Annotated in this window: 24 protein-coding genes; 14 read left to right on the forward strand and 10 right to left on the reverse strand. The window is 66.7% G+C overall.

Annotation, left to right across the window (positions count from 1 at the left end; genetic code table 11):
* Positions 1-171: 171 nt before the first annotated feature.
* From AC5RV2_RS03655 to AC5RV2_RS03705, 11 genes are all read left to right on the forward strand, one after another.
* A complete protein-coding gene (locus AC5RV2_RS03655) occupies positions 172-1,059 on the forward strand; it encodes a VOC family protein (RefSeq protein ID WP_494091222.1) in 888 nt (295 codons plus the stop codon).
* Positions 1,060-1,128: 69 nt separating this feature from the next.
* On the forward strand, positions 1,129-1,614 hold the full coding sequence (locus AC5RV2_RS03660; RefSeq protein ID WP_494091223.1) for a hypothetical protein: 486 nt from the start codon (positions 1,129-1,131) through the stop codon (positions 1,612-1,614).
* Between the two features lie 229 nt (positions 1,615-1,843).
* Complete coding sequence (rpsP, locus tag AC5RV2_RS03665) at positions 1,844-2,272, forward strand: 30S ribosomal protein S16 (RefSeq protein WP_494067028.1); 429 nt, start codon at positions 1,844-1,846, stop codon at positions 2,270-2,272.
* A complete protein-coding gene (locus AC5RV2_RS03670; RefSeq protein WP_493977361.1) occupies positions 2,272-2,511 on the forward strand; it encodes an RNA-binding protein in 240 nt (79 codons plus the stop codon). The genes rpsP and AC5RV2_RS03670 overlap by 1 nt, the downstream gene beginning before the upstream one ends.
* Positions 2,512-2,620: 109 nt before the next feature.
* Positions 2,621-3,169 carry a ribosome maturation factor RimM gene (rimM, locus tag AC5RV2_RS03675; protein WP_494091224.1) on the forward strand — a complete coding sequence of 183 codons (549 nt, stop codon included), beginning with the start codon at positions 2,621-2,623 and terminating at the stop codon, positions 3,167-3,169.
* Positions 3,170-4,039, forward strand: coding sequence for a tRNA (guanosine(37)-N1)-methyltransferase TrmD (gene trmD / locus AC5RV2_RS03680; protein WP_494091225.1), 870 nt, complete (start codon positions 3,170-3,172; stop codon positions 4,037-4,039).
* A 210-nt stretch (positions 4,040-4,249) separates the two neighbouring features.
* Positions 4,250-4,609: a 50S ribosomal protein L19 gene (rplS, locus tag AC5RV2_RS03685; protein WP_493941266.1), complete on the forward strand. Its 360-nt coding sequence runs from the start codon at positions 4,250-4,252 to the stop codon at positions 4,607-4,609.
* A gap of 113 nt (positions 4,610-4,722) precedes the next feature.
* A complete protein-coding gene (gene lepB / locus AC5RV2_RS03690; RefSeq protein WP_494091226.1) occupies positions 4,723-5,352 on the forward strand; it encodes a signal peptidase I in 630 nt (209 codons plus the stop codon).
* A gap of 5 nt (positions 5,353-5,357) precedes the next feature.
* A complete protein-coding gene (gene lepB, locus AC5RV2_RS03695) occupies positions 5,358-6,179 on the forward strand; it encodes a signal peptidase I (protein WP_494091227.1) in 822 nt (273 codons plus the stop codon).
* Positions 6,176-6,874, forward strand: coding sequence for a ribonuclease HII (gene rnhB, locus AC5RV2_RS03700; RefSeq protein WP_494091228.1), 699 nt, complete (start codon positions 6,176-6,178; stop codon positions 6,872-6,874). The genes lepB (AC5RV2_RS03695) and rnhB overlap by 4 nt, the downstream gene beginning before the upstream one ends.
* Positions 6,875-6,907: 33 nt before the next feature.
* A complete protein-coding gene (locus AC5RV2_RS03705; RefSeq protein WP_493999960.1) occupies positions 6,908-7,231 on the forward strand; it encodes a DUF2469 domain-containing protein in 324 nt (107 codons plus the stop codon).
* 4 nt (positions 7,232-7,235) lie between these two features.
* On the opposite strand, the gene AC5RV2_RS03710 is transcribed toward AC5RV2_RS03705, so the two are convergent.
* From AC5RV2_RS03710 to AC5RV2_RS03745, 8 genes are all read right to left on the reverse strand, one after another.
* Complete coding sequence (locus AC5RV2_RS03710; protein ID WP_494091229.1) at positions 7,236-7,598, reverse strand: cupin domain-containing protein; 363 nt, start codon at positions 7,596-7,598, stop codon at positions 7,236-7,238.
* Between the two features lie 74 nt (positions 7,599-7,672).
* Positions 7,673-9,076: an NAD(P)/FAD-dependent oxidoreductase gene (locus tag AC5RV2_RS03715; protein WP_494091230.1), complete on the reverse strand. Its 1,404-nt coding sequence runs from the start codon at positions 9,074-9,076 to the stop codon at positions 7,673-7,675.
* 11 nt (positions 9,077-9,087) lie between these two features.
* Positions 9,088-10,200, reverse strand: coding sequence for an ABC transporter ATP-binding protein (locus AC5RV2_RS03720; protein ID WP_494091231.1), 1,113 nt, complete (start codon positions 10,198-10,200; stop codon positions 9,088-9,090).
* Positions 10,190-10,987: an ABC transporter permease gene (locus AC5RV2_RS03725; RefSeq protein WP_494067019.1), complete on the reverse strand. Its 798-nt coding sequence runs from the start codon at positions 10,985-10,987 to the stop codon at positions 10,190-10,192. The genes AC5RV2_RS03720 and AC5RV2_RS03725 overlap by 11 nt, the downstream gene beginning before the upstream one ends.
* Positions 10,984-11,913 carry an ABC transporter permease gene (locus AC5RV2_RS03730; RefSeq protein WP_494091232.1) on the reverse strand — a complete coding sequence of 310 codons (930 nt, stop codon included), beginning with the start codon at positions 11,911-11,913 and terminating at the stop codon, positions 10,984-10,986. Before AC5RV2_RS03730 ends, AC5RV2_RS03725 begins: the two co-directional genes overlap by 4 nt.
* The gene (locus AC5RV2_RS03735; RefSeq protein ID WP_494091233.1) at positions 11,913-13,034 is read right to left on the reverse strand and encodes an ABC transporter substrate-binding protein; all 1,122 of its coding nucleotides are present in this window, start codon (positions 13,032-13,034) and stop codon (positions 11,913-11,915) included. The genes AC5RV2_RS03730 and AC5RV2_RS03735 overlap by 1 nt, the downstream gene beginning before the upstream one ends.
* A 67-nt stretch (positions 13,035-13,101) precedes the next feature.
* A complete protein-coding gene (locus AC5RV2_RS03740; protein ID WP_494091234.1) occupies positions 13,102-13,665 on the reverse strand; it encodes a helix-turn-helix domain-containing protein in 564 nt (187 codons plus the stop codon).
* 163 nt (positions 13,666-13,828) lie between these two features.
* Positions 13,829-14,449, reverse strand: a complete 621-nt coding sequence (locus AC5RV2_RS03745) for a TetR/AcrR family transcriptional regulator (RefSeq protein ID WP_494091235.1) — start codon at positions 14,447-14,449, stop codon at positions 13,829-13,831.
* 135 nt (positions 14,450-14,584) lie between these two features.
* On the opposite strand from AC5RV2_RS03745, the gene AC5RV2_RS03750 reads away from it, so the two are divergent.
* Positions 14,585-17,059, forward strand: a complete 2,475-nt coding sequence (locus AC5RV2_RS03750) for a GcvT family protein (protein ID WP_494091236.1) — start codon at positions 14,585-14,587, stop codon at positions 17,057-17,059.
* Positions 17,060-17,125: 66 nt separating this feature from the next.
* On the opposite strand, the gene AC5RV2_RS03755 is transcribed toward AC5RV2_RS03750, so the two are convergent.
* Complete coding sequence (locus AC5RV2_RS03755) at positions 17,126-18,274, reverse strand: FAD-dependent oxidoreductase (RefSeq protein ID WP_494091237.1); 1,149 nt, start codon at positions 18,272-18,274, stop codon at positions 17,126-17,128.
* Positions 18,275-18,516: 242 nt separating this feature from the next.
* On the opposite strand from AC5RV2_RS03755, the gene AC5RV2_RS03760 reads away from it, so the two are divergent.
* Positions 18,517-18,873: a YraN family protein gene (locus tag AC5RV2_RS03760; RefSeq protein ID WP_494091238.1), complete on the forward strand. Its 357-nt coding sequence runs from the start codon at positions 18,517-18,519 to the stop codon at positions 18,871-18,873.
* Positions 18,874-19,320: 447 nt separating this feature from the next.
* Here the strand turns inward: AC5RV2_RS03760 and AC5RV2_RS03765 are convergent, their stop codons facing one another.
* Positions 19,321-19,719 carry a hypothetical protein gene (locus tag AC5RV2_RS03765; protein ID WP_494091239.1) on the reverse strand — a complete coding sequence of 133 codons (399 nt, stop codon included), beginning with the start codon at positions 19,717-19,719 and terminating at the stop codon, positions 19,321-19,323.
* 505 nt (positions 19,720-20,224) lie between these two features.
* Between AC5RV2_RS03765 and AC5RV2_RS03770 the strand changes: the two genes are divergently transcribed.
* Complete coding sequence (locus AC5RV2_RS03770) at positions 20,225-20,944, forward strand: DUF8548 family protein (protein ID WP_494091240.1); 720 nt, start codon at positions 20,225-20,227, stop codon at positions 20,942-20,944.
* The last annotated feature ends 377 nt before the right edge of the window (positions 20,945-21,321 follow it).

The following is a 21,321-nucleotide window of genomic DNA, read 5'->3' on the forward strand; positions in this document are numbered from 1 at the left end:
GGCCCGCAAACTCCCGGTTCCTGCGGGCCGGCGCGCTGGGGCTGGTGTTGCAGGCGGCCGGAGACGTGGCGCTGGGCAGCTACCTGGCCTACCGGCGCCGCCGCTGACCACGGATACACCGGCACGCGCTCGGACTGGAATAAACGTGAAGCTTCAAGTATTGTTAATTGCATGAACATTCAAGTAAACCCCCAGGACCTGCTCTCGGCCGACCTCAGCATGGGCACCGTGATGCTCAAGGTCGGCGACATGAAGAACATGACCAACTACTACCAGCAGGCGCTGGGGCTGGACCCGGTCTCCGAGGGACTCGGCGGGGTTTACCTGGGCCGCGGCACCACGCCGCTGCTCCACCTGGCCCCGGCCAACGGGCTGCAGCTTCCGTCCCGCGGCGAGGCCGGCCTGTTCCACACCGCCTTCCTGTTCGAGAACCAGTCGGACCTGGCCGCCACCGTGGCCACCGCGGCGCAGACCGACCCCTCCCGGTTCGCCGGCAGCGCCGACCACCTGGTCAGCGAGGCGTTCTACTTCACCGACCCGGAGGGCAACGGCATCGAGCTCTACTGGGACCGCCCGCGCGACCAGTGGTCCTGGAACGAGACCGCCGGCGGCAAGGAGGTCCACATGGACAGCCTGGCCCTCAACCCCCAGACCTACCTGCAGAGCCACCTGACCGAGGAGTCGCTCTCCAGCCAGCGCGAGGCCGGCGCCGGAATCGGTCACGTGCACCTGCAGGTCGGCGACACCAACGTCGCCGAGGAGTTCTACGTGAAGACCCTCGGCTTCGAACGCACCGCCGGCTGGCACGGCCAGGCACTGTTCGTCGCCGCCGGCGGCTACCACCACCACATGGCCATGAACGTCTGGAACAGCCGCGGGGCCGGGCCGCGCAAGGACACGCTCGGTCTGGGCGAGGTGCTGATCCACGTGCCGACCGAGGACGAGGTCGGCGCCCTGACCGAACGCCTCACCAGCGCCGGCATCGCCCACCACCACACCGGTGCCGAGCTGCGCTTCGAGGACCCGTGGCGCAACCAGCTGCGCGTCGCCGTCGGCTAAGGCGGAATCCCGCCCGGTGCGGCTAGGCTGAAGAGGTACCACTCGGTCTAGCCGCGGAAGGACCTGCAGATGTCCGGAACCACCGAAATCTTCGTCGCCACCCACGATGCCGCCGTCCGGCGCGCCGCCGAGCTCGAGGCCAGCGTCGACTCCCGCGGGGATACCGACGGGCCGATGGCCGAGGTGGGGGATGCGCCCAGCCTCCGCCTGAACGGAGTCACCGACCTGGAGATCGAAATCCTCGGCGGCCTGGCTGCCAAGGCCGTCGGCGCCGCCGGCGGCGAGGCGCTGGACATGGCCGACGTCTCCAGCGACTACCTGATGGTGGCCCCGGATGCCATGGTCCAGTCGCTGGCCGAACTGCTGACCTACACCGACGACGACGGTGCCTCCCTGATCCCGGAGGTCGCCTCGCGGTGGGCCGCCGAAGAGGACATGCCGTTCAGCGGCGCCATCGCCGAAGACAACGTGCGCCGGATCGCACAGCTGGCGTCGCAGGCGGAGCAGGCCGAACGCCAGCAGCTCTACGTCTGGTCCACGACCGCCGAAGCCTGACATTTCTTGGGGCAGGCGGCCTGAAGTGCCTGCCGCCGAACCGGTGGCAACGCGCCGCCGTCGTCAAGTCGCGCGGATTGGTTCCTGTCTGGCACAATAGACAGGTACTCGATCTGCGCGGCCCCTCTCTCCGCGTGTGTATCTTGTCCTTTGAACCCCAACCATGGCCCGCCCCACGGGAGCAGACATACGGGTTCGCCCATTTTCAGAACCAGGAGTGACCACAACAGTGGCCGTAAAGATTCGCCTTAAGCGCTTCGGTAAGAAGTTCTCTGCCCACTACCGCGTCGTTGTCATGGATGCCCGCGCCAAGCGCGATGGCCGTGCCATCGAAGAGATCGGGCAGTACCACCCGACCGAAGAGCCCTCGTTCATCGAGATCAACTCCGAGCGTGCCCAGTACTGGCTCGGCGTCGGCGCCCAGCCGACCGAGCAGGCCGAAGTTCTGCTCAAGATCACGGGCGACTGGCAGAAGCACAAGGGCATTGAGGGCCAGGAAGGCACCCTCAAGACCAAGGCTGCCAAGGAAGCCTTCGTGGCTCCCGAGAAGGATTCCGTGATCGTCCCCGAGGCCATCACCCCGAAGGCCAAGAAGGAAGAAGCTGCCGAGGCTCCGGCCGAGGAAGCAGCCGCAGACGAAGCCGAAAAGGCTGAGTAATGCTGGCCGAAGCGCTCGATCATCTGGTCCGCGGGATCGTTGACAGTCCTGACGACGTCAAGGTCACGCAGAAGAGCAACCGCCGCGGTGACATCATCGAGGTGCGTGTTCATCCGGAGGATCTGGGCCGCGTCATCGGCCGCCAGGGCCGCACCGCCCGCGCACTGCGCACCGTGGTGAACGCCTTGGCCGATGACCAGGTCCGCGTGGATGTGGTCGATACCGACCGCCGCCGCTGATCCGGATCGGCGCCTGCCCGGCTTGAGCCGGGCACCCATTCCATAACCTCCGGCCCCTGTACCAGATAATGGTCCAGGGGCCGGACGTTTTTCTTCCAAAGGAGTCTGCATGCAGGTACAAGTTGCCCGGATCGGCAAGCCGCACGGCATCCGGGGCGAGGTCACGGTCCAGGTGCTGACCGACGCCCCGGCCGATCGCTTCGTCCCCGACGTCGAGCTGACCGTGGAGCCGGCCGGCCTGGGGCCGCTGACGGTGCGCAGTGCCCGCTGGAACAAGGACATCCTGCTGCTGGGTTTCCATGAAGTCGCCGACCGCAACGGCGCCGAAGAACTCCGCGGCGCCAGGCTCTTCGTCGACACCGAGGACGTCGAGGACGACGACGACGCCTGGTACGAGCACGAGCTCGTCGGCCTCGACGTGCGCATCGGGGAAGACGTGGTCGGCAAGGTCTCCGGCCTGAACACCATGCCCGCCCAGGACCTGCTGGTCGTGGAGGACCTGAACGGCGGCGAAGTCCTCGTTCCGTTCGTCGAGGAGATCGTGCCGGAGGTGGACGTGGAGGCGGGCTTTGTCCGGCTCACGCCGCCGGCCGGGCTGTTCGAGCTGAACTCGCCGGATGCGCAGGAGACCCCCGACGACGGCGAGGGGGAGCGCTAGGTGCGCATCGACGTCGTCAGCATCTTCCCGGAGTACCTGGCCGCGCTGGATCTGTCGCTGATCGGCAAGGCGCGCCAGGACGGGTTGCTGCAGTTGCAGGTCCACGACCTGCGCGGCTTCACCACCGACCGCCACCGCACCGTCGACGACACCCCGTACGGCGGCGGCGCCGGCATGGTCATGAAGCCCGAACCGTGGGCGCAGGCGCTCGAGTCGGTCGTTGCCGCGGGCTCCGGCGAAGAGCTGCCGGCGCCCCCGGATCCCGCGGCGGATACGGTCCCCGAACCGGCCGCCGCCCGACCCGTCCTGATCGTCCCGTCCCCGGCCGGCGAGGTCTTCAACCAGGCCCTCGCCTACGAGCTGGCCGCCGAGGACCACCTGGTGTTCGCTTGCGGCCGCTACGAAGGCATCGACGAGCGCGTCCTCGACTGGGCGGGCGGGCATTTCCGGGTCCGCCCGGTCAGCCTCGGCGACTACGTGCTCAACGGGGGAGAGGTGGCCGTTCTGGCGATGGTCGAGGCCGTGGGCCGGCTGGTCCCCGGCGTCGTCGGCAACCCCGACTCGCTGGTGGAGGAGTCCCACTCGGACGGGCTGCTGGAGTATCCGGTCTACACCAAACCCTCCGAGTGGCGCGGCCGCGGTATCCCGGACGTGCTGCTCAGCGGCAACCACGCCAAGATTGCCCGGCACCGCCGCGACGAACAGCTGCGCCGCACCGCCGAGCGCCGCCCGGACCTGGTCCTGGCCCTGGATCCGGAGACCCTGGACAAGCAGGACCGCGCTACGCTGGCCGGACTCGGCTACACCGTCACGCCCGAGCGGGTCCTGCCGGAATCGCCCCACCCGGAGCTTCAGCCGCGGCGGAATTAGAGCTTGGGCCCTGCCGTGTGGCAAAATAGAGGATTGTGTCCGCTGGGCACGTTCCTGCCACAGGGGGAGCGTCGCCAACAGCCGGACTCTCCGGCCGCCGATTCCCGGATGGCCGGTTTCTTGAATTTCGGCAGCGACTGTTGCAGGCATCGCCTGACCGTCCTGCCGTGACCAAAGTGAATGACCTGTGGCGTTCACCAGGAGTGAGAAATGCATATCCTCGACTCTGTTGACGCAGCATCGCTGCGCAGCGACGTTCCCGAGTTCCGCGCCGGCGACACCGTCAAGGTGCACGTGAACATCATCGAAGGCAAGACCGCCCGTATCCAGGTTTTCCAGGGTTTCGTCATGGGCCGCCAGGGCCATGGTGTCCGCGAAACCTTCACCGTCCGCAAGGTTTCCTTCGGCGTGGGCGTGGAGCGTACCTTCCCGGTACACTCCCCGATCATCGACCACATCGAGGTCGTGACCAAGGGCGACGTGCGCCGCGCCAAGCTGTACTACATGCGCAAGCGCCACGGCAAGGCTGCCCGCATCAAGGAGAAGCGCGACTTCGGCACCGCCAAGTAAAGTTGCCCACCGGCAACTTCTTGACCTAACCAGTGCAGCACCTCCCTGGTTCCCCCGAAGCCTCGGGGGAACAACCAAGACGCCGGCCCGGACTTCCGGGCTGGCGTTTTGTGTTGGCCGTCGTCGCCTGCGCCGTGGTGCTCAGCGCCGTCGTGCGCGCCACGCTGCTGGACGTCTACTACATCCCGTCCGGCTCGATGGAGCCGCTGCTGGAGACCGGCGACCGTGTCCTGGTGTCCCGCACCGACTACCACTTCGGCGGGATCCGGCGGGGCGACCTGGTGGTCTTCGACGGGCGGGGCTCGTTCGCGCCCTTCAACAGCGGCAGGTCCCCGTTCGTGGACGCCGCGCAGCAGGCCGGCCAGTGGCTGGGCATCGCCGGCAGCGACACCATCTACGTGAAGCGCGTGATCGGCCTGCCGGGCGACTCGGTCGAGTGCTGCGGCCCGGATGGGCGGCTGCTGGTCAACGGCGAGCCGATCGAGGAGGATTACCTCTTTCCCGGCGACGCGCCCAGCGAGGTGGAGTTCTCGGTCCAGGTGCCCAAGGATAGATTGTGGCTGATGGGGGACCACCGGTCGGCCTCGGCCGATTCGCGGGCCCTCCTCGGCGCGCCGGGCGGCGGCATGGTCCCCGTTGAGCGCGTCATTGGCCGCCCGCTGAGCATCATCTGGCCGCTCGACCGGGTGTCCGGGCTGGACCGGATACAGTTGGATGCCCAGCCAGCGGAGAAGCGAGGATAGTGAGTATGGACCAGGACCCGAAGGACACTGGCGGGTACCAGCCGGATGCCTCCGGGCCGCGGAAGCGCGAACGCCAGCGCGAACGGCAGAGCGACCGCAAGAGCGCCGGCCGGAACTCCCTGTTGTCGTGGCTGAAGGAAATCGCCACGATCGTCGCGGTCGCCGTCGTCCTTTCTTTCCTGATCAAGACCTTCCTCTTCCGCGCCTTCTTCATCCCGTCCACCTCGATGGAGGACACGCTCGAGGTCGACGACCGGATCTTCGTGAACCTGCTGGTCCCGCAGCCGTTTGAGCTCAGCCGCGGCGACGTGGTGGTTTTCCAGGACGAGCTCAACTGGCTGCCGCCGAACGGGGTGGAGGAAGGCAACTGGTTCCAGCAGATCCTCACCTTCGTCGGGCTGATGCCGGATGCGTCCCAGCAGCACCTGGTCAAGCGCGTTATTGGCCTCGGCGGTGACCAGGTGGTCTGTTGCGACGCCGACGGCCGCATCTCGGTCAACGGGGAGCCGCTGGACGAGGATCCCTACCTGGCGCCGGGCTCGGACAACACCCGGATTCCCTTCGACGTGACGGTGCCCGAGGGTAAAATCTGGGTCATGGGCGATAACCGGAACCATTCCGCGGACTCGCGCGAACACCAGGACGAGGCGTCGAGGGGCTTCGTGGACCTCGAGTCCGTCGAGGGCAAGGCCAGCGTCATCGCCTGGCCGCTGGACCGGCTGGGCTTCCTGGGCAATTACCCCGAGGTCTTCGACGGCGTCCCGGAACCGTCCGAAGCCTCCGGCAGCGGGAAGCCGGCCTTGGCCCGGCAGGACGGGACACCGTGACCGGCAGGAACCCCACGCTGCGCTTCGAGCGGTCCTTCGCGGAGGCCGGCCACCGGCTGGTCGCCGGCGCGGACGAAGTGGGCCGCGGGGCCCTCGCCGGACCGGTCAGCGTAGGGATGGTGGCCATCGACGCGACCTCGGCCAAGCAAATCCGCGGCGTCCGCGACAGCAAACTGCTCAGCCCGGCGGACCGGGTGGCCCTGGTGCCCAAGATCCACAAGTGGGCGACGGCCTACGGTGTGGGGCATGCCAGCGCGGCCGAAATCGATGCGCTGGGCCTGATGGCGGCCCTGCGGCTGGCCGGCGCGCGGGCCTGGGGCCAGGTGCTGGCCACCGCGCGTCCGGACATCGTGATCCTCGATGGCAACCACGACTGGCTGTCGGCGGGGGAGCCGTCGCTTTTCGACGACGTCGCGCAGCCCGGCTGCGACGCGCCGGTCCGGACCAGGATCAAGGCGGACCTGCAGTGCCTCAGCGTGGCCGCGGCCAGCGTGCTGGCGAAGGTGGAGCGCGACGCGATGATGACCGGCTACGCCGCGGACTATCCGGACTACGCCTGGGACATCAACAAGGGCTACGCCACCGCCGCGCACCGCGCCGCCCTGCAGGGCATCGGTCCCTCGGAGCTGCACCGCCGAAGCTGGCGGCTGACCCCCGAGGAACCGCTGATGCTCGCCGTCGAACTCGCGGAGTAAACGCCGCGGGGCAATCTGGGGCAGGATGGATACATGAGCGCCGAAGACCTTGAGAACTACGAGACCGACATGGAGCTGCAGCTCTACCGGGAGTACCGCGATGTCGCCGGCCTGTTCAGCTACGTCGTGGAGACCGAGCGCCGCTTCTACCTGGCCAACCACGTGGATCTGCAGGCGCGCTCTGCCGACGGCGAGATCTACTTCGACCTGACCCTGCAGGACGCATGGGTGTGGGACGTCTACCGTTCCGCCCGGTTCGTGAAATCCGTCCGCGTGATCACGTTCAAGGACGTCAACGTCGAGGAACTGGCCAAGAACGACGACCTCACCCTGCCCAAGGGCGGGCTCGGCGGCTGACCGGCTACTGGCCGCCGACCCCGTCCAAGGTGATGTAGGTCTTGCGGACGGTGTCGTGGACTTCCCACGTGCCCTTCCAACCGGCGGGCATGACGACGGTGTCGCCGGCGGCCGCTTCCACCGGATTCTGCCCCTCGGCGGTGATGGTTACCCGCCCGGCCAGGATCTGGCAGACCTCGTGGTAGCCGTCCCGCACCGCGGTGAACAAACCGGGGGAGCACTCCCAGATACCCACGTTGAGGCTGTCCGCGCTCCAGAGCTCCCGCGATGCCTCGTGCTGGCCCTTGGTGACCGCCGTGGGCTTGGGCTCGGGTGTTCCCAGCGTGACGTGGGGTGCCGCCGGCAGGTGAATGGTGTCAATGGACATGGTTGATCCTTTCATCAGGCGAGCGCGCTGGTCGGGCAGGGCATGGTCGCGCCGCCCGACCAGCGCGGAGTACTTCAGGCGCGGCCGGAGATAAGGTCTGCGGCCTTGGCGATCGGGGAGGTTGAGGTGCGGCCGGAGTTTTCCGACTTGTCCGCGGCGTAGTACGCCGCGTACATGGCCTGGACGGCAATCCAGCGCAGGGGTTCCACTTCCCAGGTGCGCACCCGGCGGTTCACCCACGGCATGGTGGTCAGTTCGCTCTCCGTGTCCAGGACCAGGTCCCGCAGCGTCCGGCCGGCCAGGTTTGTCGCGGTCACGCCGGTGCCGACATACCCGCCGGCCCAGCCGATGCCGGTCTCCCGGTCCAGCCCGACGGTGGCCTTCCAGTCCCGCGGGACACCCAGCACACCGGCCCAGGCATGGTCGATCCGTGCGCCGCGGGTGGCCGGGAACATGTCGTGCAGGATCGCGGCCAGGTTCTGGATGGTCTCGGGCTGGGTGGCCCCGTCCGTGTCCGTCTTGGAGCCAAACCGGTAGGGTACACCGCGCCCGCCGAGCGCAATCCGGTTATCGGCCGTGCGCTGGGCGTACATGTAGGCGTGCGCCATGTCGCCCACGGTGTCGAACTCGTTCCACCCGATCGCCGCCCAGACGTCGTCGCCGAGGGGCTCGGTGGCGATCATCGACGAATTCATCGGCAGCCATTCGCGGTGCGAGCCCTTCAGGTTCGCGGTGAAACCCTCCGTCGCCCGCAGAATGTACTCGGCCCGGACGTCACCCTTCTCCGTCCGCGCCAGCCGGGGGCTGATCTCGGTGACGGTGGTGTCCTCGTAGATGCGCACGCCGAGCGCTTCCACCCTTTCCGCCAGGCCGCGCACCAGCTTGGACGGATGGATCCGGGCGCAGTGCGGCTGGTGGACGGCGCCAAGCGTGCCGGCAATCCGGACCCGTTCGTTGCTTTCGGCCGCGCTCAGCAGGCGGACGCCGGCCTCGGGCCACTCGGCCTCGGCCGCGGCCAGGGCCTTGAGCCGTTCCAGCTGGGCCGGGTTGCGGGCCACATTCAGCTCGCCGCCCTTGCGGACACCGGCGTCGATGCCCTCCGCGCCGGTGACCGCGATGACCTCGTCCACCGTCTCGTTCAGCAGCGTCTGGAACCGGCCCACCAGCGCACGGCCGTGCGCCTTGACGTACTGGCCGCGGCCGCCGGTGATGCTGTTGGTCAACCAGCCGCCGTTGCGGCCCGAGGCGCCGAAGCCGGCGAAGCGGCTCTCGAGCACGACGATGTCCAGCTCCGGCCGGGCCTTCTTGAGGTAGTACGCCGTCCACAGCCCGGTGTAGCCGGCGCCGACAATGGCGACATCGGCCGTCGTGTCGCCGGCCAGGGCCGGCCGGGGCGCGGGCAGCCCGTCCTCGGCAAACCAGAAGGAGACCTTGCCGTTGACCGTCGAGGCCGTCTCGTTAATCAGTTTTTTGCTCATGGTGGGGTTTCCTAGGTCGTGGAGACGAGGTCGGAGTCTTCGAGCAGCACGCCGTCCCGGGCGGACCAGTAGACGACGGCGTCGTCCCCGGGCCGCAGGCCGTTGCTTTCGGACAGCGGGGTGCGGACGATGCCGGTCGAGCCGTCGGGCAGCTGCAGTTCGTACTTGTGGCCGGAGCCCAGATAGATGTTCTGGACCACCTTGACCGGGACGGTGACGGCGCCGCCGGGGACTTCCTCTGCCTTCGGGGCGACGCGCAACTGCTCGGGCCGCAGGACCAGGGCGCCCTTGCCGGAGACGTTCCGGCCGGCGGGGCCGCGGAGCCTGGCCCCGTGGAAGTCCATGGACCACTCCGGGCCGGCCGTATCGACGTCGGCACGGAAGATGGTGGACTCGCCCATGAACTTGGCCACGAACAGGCTGGAGGGGCGCTCGTAAAGCTCGGCGCTCGTACCGACCTGCTCGATCCTGCCGTTGTTGAAGATGGCGATGCGGTCGCTGAGGATCAGGGCTTCTTCCTGGTCATGGGTGACGAAGACGAAGGTGCGGCCGACTTCCTGGTGGATCCGCTTGATCTCCAGTTGCAGCTTCTCGCGCAGGTTCTTGTCCAGCGCGCCCAGCGGCTCGTCCATGAGCAGCGCCCGGGGGTTGAAGACCATGGCGCGGGCGAAGGCGACGCGCTGCTGTTGGCCGCCGGAGAGTTCGCGCGGGTAGCGGTCCTCATAGCCGGACAGGCCGACGGTCTTGAGTGCCTCGGCAATCAGCGTCTGCTGTTCGGACTTGGGGGTCTTGCGCTGCTGCAGCGGAAACGCGATGTTCTCGGCGACGCTCATGTGCGGGAACAGGGCGTAGTGCTGGAAAACGACGCCGAGCCCGCGCTTGTGCGCCGGCACGTTGTCCACGCGCTGGCCGTCGATTTCGATCGAGCCGCTGGTCAGGTCCGTGAAGCCGGCCACGAGGTTCAGCGTGGTCGTCTTGCCGCTGCCGGACGGGCCCAGCAGGGTGATGAATTCACCCGGCTCGATGCTCAGCGAGACGTCGTCCACGGCGGTGGATTTGGCATAGCGCTTGGTGACATTCTGGATGTCGATCCGGGTGCCGGCCCCGGTGAGCTTACTGGACACGTTTCCTCCTACGCATACTGAGCAGCCCGACGGCAATGATGATTGTCGTCAAGAGCATGATCAAGGTTGCTGCGGCCGCGATGGTCGGGTCCGTGTCCCTGGTGACGGACGAATACATCTTGACGGGCAGCGTTTCCAAGTACGGACTTTTAATAAAGATGGACAGCACGACCTCGTCGAACGAGGTCACGAAGGCGAAGAGCGCGCCCGAAACGACGCCGGGCAGGATGGACGGCAGGATGACCCTCAGGAACGTGGACCACCGGTTCGCGCCCAGGCTGGCGGCCGCCGTCGCCAGCCGCTGATCGAAACCGCTGAGGGCCGCCGTGACGGAGACCACCACGAACGGCACGGCCAGGACCGTGTGGGCGAGCACGAAGCCGGTCAGGGTGCCCAGCATCTGCAGCCGCAGGAAGATCGCGTAGACGCCGATGGCGAGGATGATCGCCGGCACCACGATCGGGGCCAGCAGCAGTGCCTGCAGCGTCTTGGCAGCCCGGCGCCGGACAAACTTTTGCAGGCCCATCGACGCCGCGGTGCCGATGACGGTCGCCGCGACGGCAACGATGACGGCGATCAGTATTGAATTGCCGAGGGCGGACATCCACGCCCGGTCGGTGAAGAAATTCTCATACCAGCGCAGCGACCAGCCCGACGGCGGGAAACTCAGCGAGGCCTTGTCCGTGAAACTGAGCGGGATGACGATCGAGGTCGGCGCGATCAAGATGGCGGCCACCAGGCCCGCATAGACCAGCAGCAGTGACCGGGTCAGCACGGAATGTTTCACAGCAGTCCTCCTTCGTCACCGGCGGCACGTTTGCTCTTGCGCAGCAGCAGCGCCAGCAGGCCCAGCAGCAGCAGCGTCGCAAGAAGCAGGATGACGCCCAGTACGCTGCCGCGACCCCACTGGAGCTGGCCGTTGACCTGCACGTAGATGTATTGCGAGATCAGCATCTCGGACGGCGAACCGAGCAGCGCCGGGGTGATGTAGAAGCCGAGCGCCTGGATGAAAACCAGCAGGGAGCCGGACACCACGCCGGGCATGGCCAGCGGCATGAAGATCCGGGTGAAGGAGACGAAGGGCGCGGCGCCCAGGCTGCTGGAGGCCTGCAGCAGCCGCAGGTCCACGTTCCGCATCGACGCATACAGCGGCAGCACCATGAACGGCAGCAGCACCTGGACCATGCCGATCAGGACGCCGGTGGTGTTGCGGATCAGCTCGAACGGCCCCAGCCCCAGGAACCCGAGCATGCCGTTGATCAGGCCGTTGTCCTGCAGCAGGATGATCCACGCGAAGCTGCGGATCATCAGCGACGTCCAGAACGGTATGAGTACAATGACCACCAGCGCGGCGCGCACCTTCGGGCTCGAAATCACCATGAAGTACGCATACGGGTACGCCAGCACCAGGCAGATGGCCGCGGACAGCAGCGCGACCCACAGGGTCCGGCCGAGCACGGCCCAGTTGCCGGCGTTGGCGGCAAACCACTCGTAGTTCTGCGTGCCGGGCAAGGGGTCGGCCACGCTGCGCCACATGGCCTCGGCCAGCGGATAGGCGAACACGCCGGCCATCAGCGCCAGCGCCGGGAGCAACAACAACAGCGGACTCAGCCGCGGGCGCCTTCCGGCCGCCGGGGACGCGCCGGCCTCGCCATTCCCCGTCCGGCCGGCCGGGTCTGCCGGCCGGACGGGGTCTTTGACTGCATTGCTCATTAGGAGACCCAGGCCGTCCAGCGTTCCAGGGTCGAGGCGTAGTTCTCGCCCCACCATGCGAAGTCGGAGACCAGGACCTTGTCGGCGATCTCCGGCTCGGTGATCAGGAACTTCTTGCCGTTTTCATTCACCGCCGGCTTGGCGTCCACGTGGACCGGGGAATACGAGGTTTCTTCCGTGAGCTTCTCCTGCTGTTCCTTGCCGAGCGCGTAGTTGATCAGGGCCATCGAGGCCTTCGGGTTCTTCGCGTTCGTGGGAACGGCCAGGACATCCATGACCACGACGCCGGTCTCCCAGACCGGCTCGAACGGGGCGCCGTTTTCCACGGCTCCGTAGGCGCGGCCGGACCAGATCAGGGCCATGTCCACTTCCTCGGCCTCAAGCATCTGCTGCGACTGGGCGCCCGTGGTCCAATACACGAGGCTGTCCTTGATGGTGTCCACCTTCTTCAGCGCCCGCTCGACGTCGAGCGGGTACAGGTCTTCCTCGGCCACGCCGTCGGCGATCAGGGCGCCCTCCAGGAGGCCGCCTCCGACGTCGGCGCCCTGGACGGCCCGCTTGCCGGGAAACTTTTCGGTATCGAAGAAATCGGCCCAGCTTTGCGGTGCGTTGCTGAACTTTTCGGTGTTGTACACCATGACCGTGGCGTACTGCATGGCGGGCACGTAGCAGTCGCTGGTCAGGCCCTCCGGGACGTTGGACGTGTCGATGATCGAGAAGTCCAGTTTCTGCAGGAGCTTCCCGCACTGTCCGGCCGCCCAGTTCGAATCGGTGTCGACGACGTCCCACGTCACGTTGTTCGACTCCACCTGTGCCTGGATTTTTGCGTACTCCATGGGCCCATCGGACAAGATGTTCGCCCCGGACTCCTCGGCGAACGGCGTCACTGCCGCCGCCATCTGTCCGTCCTGGTACAGCCCGCCGTACGAGGCAAAGGTCATGTTGAGGCCGTCCAAGGCTCCGGGCTTGACCGTGCCGGCCTCCGCGGGACCGGTGCCCAGGTCGATGTCGGCGGAGGCGGCACTGCCCCCGCCGCCGCAGGCCGACACGAGCAGGGCAACTGCTGCCGCCATTCCGACCGGGACGGCCCGCCGGCGGCGGGATGTGGTAACTGCTGACATTATTTCTCCTCTTTCGTGTGGAACGCTGAGTGCGGAAGCGGCTGTCGAATCGTCCGGACCGGCTGCCTTAGATGGTTGGAGGGCTGATGATCCACATGACCTCGGACGCGCCGTGGGCCAGGTTCCGAAGGCCGTGCGGCGTGGACGAGAGGTACTCGACGCTGTCCCCGCCTTCCAGGACATGTGACTCGCCGGAGAGGCGGACCTCCACCCGCCCCTTCAGGCAGACGAGGACCTCCTGCGCATTTCCGTGGGCGTACAGCTCCTCGCCGGTCCCGCCGTGCACGTCGAGCTCGCCGGTGTAGACCTCCAGATTCCGCTGCGGGGAGCCGGTGAGCAGGTATTTGTTGAGGCCGTCGCCGGCATGGAAAACAGGCCGGTCGGCCTTGCGCAGCACGCGGCCCTCGGGCCTGGTGCCGTCGATCAGCTCCGCCGTCGTCGTTCCGAGGGCTTCCGCGATTTTCTTGAGCGTGGCGACGCTGGCGTTCGAGTGCGCGTTTTCCAGCTGGCTCAGGAAACCCGAGCTGACGCCGGTCAGCTGAGCCAGGCTGCGCAGCGAGATGCTCCGCAGTTCCCGGGCCGCACGAATGCGCTGGCCGATCGGCTGCTCGTTATCCGCTGCACCGCTCATCGAACACCTCCTTTAGTCTTCCCTAACGGAGTGATCTATCTCACTTATCACTGTGTTTAGTAGACCTTAGCCCGGGTGTTCAGCCGAAACAAGCGTTTCACCGATCTTTTTGTGAGCCGCGTCTCGGACCGGCTCCGGAACACCGTAGGCGTCCTTGGGTCGCTCACTCGCCGAGGTCGGCGCCGAGCTGAAGGCGTGCCGCAGCCAGCAGCAGCGACTCGATGTAGTCCGGCGTGATTTTGGGGTCCTTCGTGGCCACGGCCATGATCAGGCCGTCGATGAGTGCGACCAGGGTGTCCACGATCTGTTCCACCGGGATCGCGGGGGTGAAGCGGCCGGCGTCCGTGCCTGCGGCAATCGCTGCGGCCAGCGCCTTCCGCCACAGGGTGTTGGTGTGCAGCACAACGGGTTGCACCTCCCCGTGCCTGCTGGCGGCCGCGCAGGATTCCAGCCACACGGTGCAGTGTTCCGGATCCGTGACCGCGCCGACGAGGAGCGCCCGGATCTTCGCGGCCGGGTCCTCCTGCCGCAGTGCGGGCAGCTGCCACTCCGTTGCCCTGCGCTCACACGCGGCGACCAGCATGTCGCGGACCACGGCGTCCCGGCTGGGGAAGTAGTGCTGGATCATTCCGATGGAGATCCCGGCCTCCGTGGAGATGTCCCGCAGGCGGATTGCGTCAAATCCGCGGGCGGCCAGAAGGCGTTCCGCCGCCTCGAGGATGAGCTGGCGCCGCGGCTGATCCTCGATGGACAGTGCGGGGCCGGGGGCGGCAACGGGGGTCATGTTTTCCCTTCGATGTGCTGTGATACCGTTCACAATAATTCATTATTAACGCGAAGGACAGCGGGCCGGGAGCCCCAGCCCCGGGCGACCGCGCGCCGGGCCCGTGACCTGCCGCCAACAGAAGCGAGGAAACCCATGGACCGGCTCGTAGACCGCACCATCAGCGCGTCCGCCTTCACCGAAGAGGCCCGCGGGCCGCTGCCCGCCCGGGCGCGCACCGTCGTCGTGGGCGGGGGAATCATCGGGGCCAGCATCGCGTATCACCTGGCGGCCTCGGGGGAGACGGACGTCCTCCTGCTCGAAGCCAACGTCCTGGGCAGCGGCACCACGTGGCACGCGGCAGGCCTCGTGACCGGCGGGAGGACGACGACGGCGATGACCAAGCTGGCCAAATACGGCCTCGAGACCTACGGCACGCTCGAAGAACGCTCCGGGCTCGACGTCTCGTTCCAGCCATCCGGCTCGGTGATGGTGGCGCGGACCGCCGGACGGGTGGATGAGATGCACTACGCCTGCGACGTGGCCCGCCACAACGGCACCGAGGCGGAGATCCTGGATGCGGCCGGGCTGGGCCGGCTGTGGCCGCTGGCCCGGACCGACGGCGTGCTCGGCGCGCTCTACCTGCCGGACGACGGGCACATCAACCCCGGCTACGCGGCGCTGTCCTTCGCCAAGCTCGCCCACGGGCTCGGCGCCGCCCTGCGCGAAAACGTGTCCGTGACCGGCCTCCGCCACAGCCGGGGCGGGGTGACGGGCGTCGTCACGGATCAGGGGACCATAGAGGCCGAACGGGTGATCCTCGCCTGCGGGCTGTGGACGCGCGACCTCGCCGCGACCGCCGGGGCGCATGTGCCGCTGTATGCCGCCGAGCACGTGCACGTGCGGACCGGGGAGATCGACGGCGCCGTGCCCGGGCTGCCGGTCTTCCGGGACCTGGATAACAGCTATTACATCCGGCACGAGTCGGGGCGGCTGCTGGTCGGCGCCTTCGAGCCGGACGGGTTGCCGCGGCCGGTGAGCGGGATCGGCAGGGGCGGCTTCGCGGAGTTTGAGCCCGACTGGGAACATTTTGCGACCATCCGCGGCAAGGCCGAGGCGGCGGTGCCGGCACTGGCGCGGAGCCAATACGACCGATTCCTCAACGCCCCGGAGAGCTTCACCCCCGATTCCAACTTCGTCCTCGGGGAGACGTCCGAGGTGCGCAACCTCTTTGTCGCTGCCGGCTTCAACTCCCAGGGCATCATTTTCGCCCCCGGCGCCGGCCGGGAACTGGCCGAATGGGTGATCTCCGGATCACCCGGCTTCGATGCGGCCGCGGTGGACGTGCAGCGGTTCTCGCGGCACCAGAGCAACCGGCGCTACCTCCATGCCCGGACCCGGGAGGGGCTGGGACGCCTCTACGCCATGCACTGGCCGCAGCTGCAGCCGGCCACGGCCCGGAATGTGCGGCGCTCGCCGCTGCACGTCCGGCTCGCCGAACTCGGCGCCTGCTTCGGGGAGCTCAACGGCTGGGAGCGGGCGAACTGGTACGGCGACCCCGGGACCGCGCCGCAGTATGAGTACAGCTACGGCCGGCAGAACTGGTTCGACCGTGTCGGCGAGGAGCACCGTGGCGCACGGGAAGGGGTGGTGCTGTTCGACCTGAGCTCCTTCGCGAAGATCGAAGTGGCAGGTCCGGACGCGCTGGCGGTCTGTCAGCAGGCCTGCACGGCGGACGTCGACGTCCGCGTCGGCAAGGCCGTCTACACCCTGATGCTCAACGAGGCCGGGGGGATTGAGCTGGACGGCACCGTCACCAGGCTGGCGGAAGACCGGTTCCTCGTGGTGACGCCCGCCTTCAGCCAGGACAAGACGCTGGGGTACCTGCGGCGGTTGGCGCAGGGCAAGGCGGCCGCGGTCTTCGATGCGACGGCCGGTCTGGCGACGATCGGCGTCATGGGACCGAAGAGCCGGGAACTGCTCCGTCGGGTTTCGCCCGAGGACTGGTCGGACGAGGCCCAGGCCTACACGGAGGGACGGAACGTGGAGGTTGCGGACGGTTTCGCCTACGCCCTGCGGGTGAGCTTTGTCGGCGAACTCGGCTACGAGCTGTACCCGGGCGCGGACACGGCCCTCAACGTGTTCGACGCATTGTGGGAGGCCGGGCAGGACCTCGGCGTACGGCTGGCCGGCTACCACGCCCTCGACTCGTTGCGCAGCGAGAAGGGTTTCCGCCATCTCGGGCATGACATCGGGCCCGCCGACGACCCGTACTCGGCAGGACTCGGCTTCACCGTGGCGCTGGACAAGCCGGGCGGCTTCGTGGGCCGGGACGCGGTGGCGAAGCTGGATCCGGCGGCGCCCGCGTACCGGACCGTGTATGTGGCGCTGGAGGACCCGGAGCCATTGTTCGTGCACGACGAGACCGTGTTCTGCGACGGCGTGCCGGTGGGCCGCATGACCAGCGGCAGCTACGGCTACACGCTGGGACGCGCCGTCGGGCTCGCCTCGGTCGCCGCGGACGCGGACCTCTCCGGGAGGTTCACGGTCGAATGCAGGGGCAGGCTCGTCGCGGCCACGGTCTCACGTCGCCCGTTCTACGATCCGAAAGGGGAGCGGCTGCGCAGTTAGCGGCCGGCTTGCCGGTCGAGGCCTGACCTGCTCCACCGAGTGTGCTGCGGTGTTCCGACCGCCCGGTCAGCGGCCCAGCGCGGTCGGAACACCCCAGTCGGCGCTGTCCGCGCCTTCGAAGCGGCCCAACCGAAAGGGGCTGATGTCAGCCTCGGGCTGCTTGTCCTCGGCCAGGTCGGCGACAATGATGCCCATCAGCGCCGAGTACTTGAAGCCCTCGCCGGCATCCCCGCAGGCAACGACGACGCCGGGGATCGGCGAATCGACGACGAACCTGCCGTCGGGGGTGTCGGTCCACACGCAGACCTGTGCATCGAGCACATCAGGGTCCAGCGACAACAAGTCGCGGCGCACCCGCTCGCGGATGATGCCGGTGCGCACCTCATCCGGGGACCTGTCGGCGTCCCCCTCGGTGTAGTGCCGCAGCGGACTGTCCAGGCCGACCTTGTAGCCTATGCCCGGGCTGCTCATGGCGTAGATGCCCGGCGCCTCGTCCGTGGGGCCGTCGAAGAAGCAGGGGTAGTCCTCGGTGGCGCCCCGGCGTGCCGCGGTGCCGAAGTGGACCACCTGCTCCAGGTACGGTCGAAGCGGCGCGGGCAACCCAAGCTGTGCGAGCAAGGCGCCGCTCCCCGGACCGGCCGCAATCACCAACACGTCCGCATCGACGCGCCTGCTGTCGGAGAGGGAAGCGCTGACGGTTCCCGAAGCTGCCGAAACCTCCGAGACCGTTACCCCGTGCAGGAAGGTGCCGCCCGCCGCGGAAAACAGCCGAAACTGCGCCTGCAGGCTCACCTCGGCCAGGACCACGCCGGCGTCCCGCTGCCAGATGGCGTCCCGGCCGTCCGGCCTCAAGCCGGGCAGGAACTCTCCAACGTCGTTCGCGTCGACCTCCTCGAAGGGCACCTCTTCGGCGAGAAGGGTCGACCGCAGGCGTGGCAGCGACATCGAGTCGCGCCACAGCAGGCCCTTTTGGAGGAAAACGGGTGTCCCGGCCCTGCTCGAGAGCCGCTTCATGGCCTCCAGCCCCAGCCTGGACAGCCGGACCCGGCCGGGATCCGGGTCGGCAATACGCCACATGCGGGTCGGCCCGTACGAGGACGACAGGGGGTTGGATACGCCGAAGCGGTCAATCAGGGTGACCTGATGGCCGCGGCCGGCCAATTCGGCCGCTGCCGGCAATCCCCACGCGCCGGCTCCGACGACAGTTATCCTCACTGCGAGTCCTTCCTGGTCCCCGAACCGTTCCTGTACGTTGCAGCATGCCGGCGCCCGCGTGCGCGCGCCGAGAGGCTGATCCGGTGGCTGATATGGAGCGCAGGCCAGACTGTGCTGCGCATCACTTCTTAGCCTAACGGAGGCTGTGCCCTGTCCTGCACAGGCCGCCGTCAGTAGTGGGCTCTCCACATCATGGGGTTTTGTGAAGCTGCCTTCCCCTGCCCGCCGCCAGGCTGAAGGGCATGAGAGCGAAAGACGAACTGGGCCGACGCGGTGAGGAAATGGCCGCGTCCTATCTTTCCGGCGCCGGCCAGCGTGTGATCGACCGAAACTGGCGCAGCCCCGACGGCGAACTGGACATCGTCTCCGTGGACGGGGCGACCATCGTGGTCTCCGAGGTCAAGACCCGGCGCAGCACCGACTATGGCCACCCCTTTGAAGCCATCACCGACGCGAAAGTCCGCCGTCTCCACTTCCTGGGGCACCAGTGGCTGCTCGACCACGGCATGGCCGGTACGGCGATGAGGGTGGACGCCGTCGCGGTGCTCTACGGACAGGCGCGTTGGCCCGTGATCGAGTACCTGAAGGACGTCGGTTGATGGGACTCGGACGGACGTTCTCGGTGGCGCTGGTGGGGCTGAACGCGCACATCGTCGAGGTAGAAGCGGACATCGGACAGTCCTTGTTTGCCAATTGACCTTTTCGAAACGACAGAAAAGCACCCAGCCGGTCAGGGCTGAGGGCCTCTCCAGGTCGGGCTACTAGAACGAGCCTTTCAAATAGCTGCGTCGCTCAGGAAATCGAGCCCATCGATTTTCACGCGGACCTCGTCGCGGCCGCCTTCGGGATGCCCTAGTCGATGGTTGCCTGCTCCTTTCTCGCCGAGCAGGATCGCAGAGAGCGAATCCAACCTGACGTTTCTCGTCGTTGGCGTGCTCGGCTGGCACGCCCTCGGCGCCGCAGCGGACCTCAGGCAGGGCTCTGAGGGAGGCCTCGTTCTTCTGGTCGGATTGGTCGAGTAATGATGGGTTTAACAGGGCTGGGGGCTATTTGACGACGCCAGTAAAGACGACTGGCTTGTCGAAGTCCTCGACGTCGAACGTAACGCGGACGTCGCCGCGCTTCCCGGCTGGTATGCCATAGCTGACGCGGATTTTCTCCGTTTGCCCGGAAGGTAAGGTTGCGAACGTCATGTCGGGGCTGCTGTGTACTTTCTTCGCGTCATCGCCGTAGAGGACTTCCGGGAAGCTGTAAGGCTTGGCTTTGATCGACGTCTCATAGCCGTTCAGGACGGTTATATCGAACTCGAGCAACTCGCCGCCGTAGTCGTAATCCTCGGTCACCTCAGGGGGCGAGACGAAGACGGAGACGTCGTTAGGGGCTGTCGCGATCTCGGCGAAGCCGTGTTCGTCCTTGGCACCGCCGCAGGCAGTGAGGCCGAGCATGCCGACAAGAGCGACAGGGACCAGGCGATGTGGAATTCTCAAATGTGCTCCTCTTAGAGACGGATGCGAGGTTCCATCAGATTAGGCGACGAGCAACGGTTTATGCGAAAACATGAAAGTAATGAAAGGGGTTAGTTGCGCTTCAGCACGCAAGAACGCTGCATCAGGGAGATATGACGGCAAGCGGCGCCTTGGCGAGGGCGGGCACTTTCGAATAGTCCGGCTGCCGTGGATTGATAGGCAAGGCACCTCGACTTACGCGCACTTCCCTAGGGCCGCACGAAACGGCGACGGCCGTCTCGATCATCGGAGGCGACTCCAGACTGCCCAGTCCCGGGGCCGCCTCATGAGCGCGCATCGCGGGGTGATTTGGAATGAAGCGCTAAGCCTCTGGCACACCACGCTGCTGCATCAATGAATAGCCGCTGCCGAAGCTTAGGGGACACGTCAGCAGGGTGGGAAGGCAATGACTGTTGCACTCCGGACTCGCTGCTAAAGTGCGGCTATGACGTATGCCCGCAGCGCTGAAGCTGACATTCTGGCCCAAAAGTGCCGCGAGCTTTTTGAGGACCAGACTCGGTGGATCACAGCCGACGGTTACTCGCACAGCCTGGCTCTCGCTGTCATCGATTCCATCTACTCCACGGGCTCGCATTACCAGAGCGTCATAAACGTGGTGAACAAGTACAGGGCACACCGGGAGGCCCAGGGTGCTAATGCCTATCACGATGGCGTTGTCGAGCTATTGCAAACCTTCGAGGAGCTAGGCGGCAGCGGTGGTTGGGCGGACATGGTGGACAACCACAAACCAGCGCATACGAAACCCAATGCCGTATTGAAGGCTGAGGTTATCCGCCAAGCGGCCCAAATGCTGAGGTCCTTGGATGTCACAACCCGTTCCGCGCTGTACGCAGAGAGGGCAAGGGACGTTTCACTGGAACGTGTGAAGAAGGCCTGGCTGAAGCTCCCGAGTCAATCGTCCGGCGTCACGTTCAACTACTTCCTCATTCTGTCGGGCTTCCAGTCGGTGAAGCCTGACCGTATGATCATCCGGTTCGTGGAGGAACACGCTGGTTTGGAACGAGAACGCCTCACCCCTGTGGAGATCGCCGAGTTGATCAGAGAGACCGCTCTCCGGTTTCCTACTGAGCCAAGGAAGTTAGACCATGTGATCTGGCGGTATGTTTCGGGACGAGAGATCTTTCGAGCTGAAGAAGTCACCTGAGCCATCGATGGGCCTGCCTAAGTATTTTCCGTATGGACGACGAGCTTAAAGCGCAGGGGGAAAGCTATCCGCAATGAGTGAAGACGAATCTTAGGTACTTCTTCTTCGAGCAGTTTCAGTAGCACAGGTCGCGTTTCTTCGAGAGGTTACGTGCGAAGGTCCTTGCAAAGGATGGTCAGGGGCCTGCGGAAAGTATTGCGACTCGCGCGCTCTATGTATCCCCATTATCGATGGTGCAAAGTTTGCACTGCCGCCTGACTTCGTAGTGGCCAGCTTTTCATTCTTCAGTCTGCTTGAGGGCTGCCTCGAGGACCTTGCTCAGCAGGGGACTCTTGCTTCCAACGGTGACGTCGCGGTCTCGACTGCCAAGTACGATT

Source organism: Arthrobacter sp. Y3225116 (genome assembly GCF_059091245.1).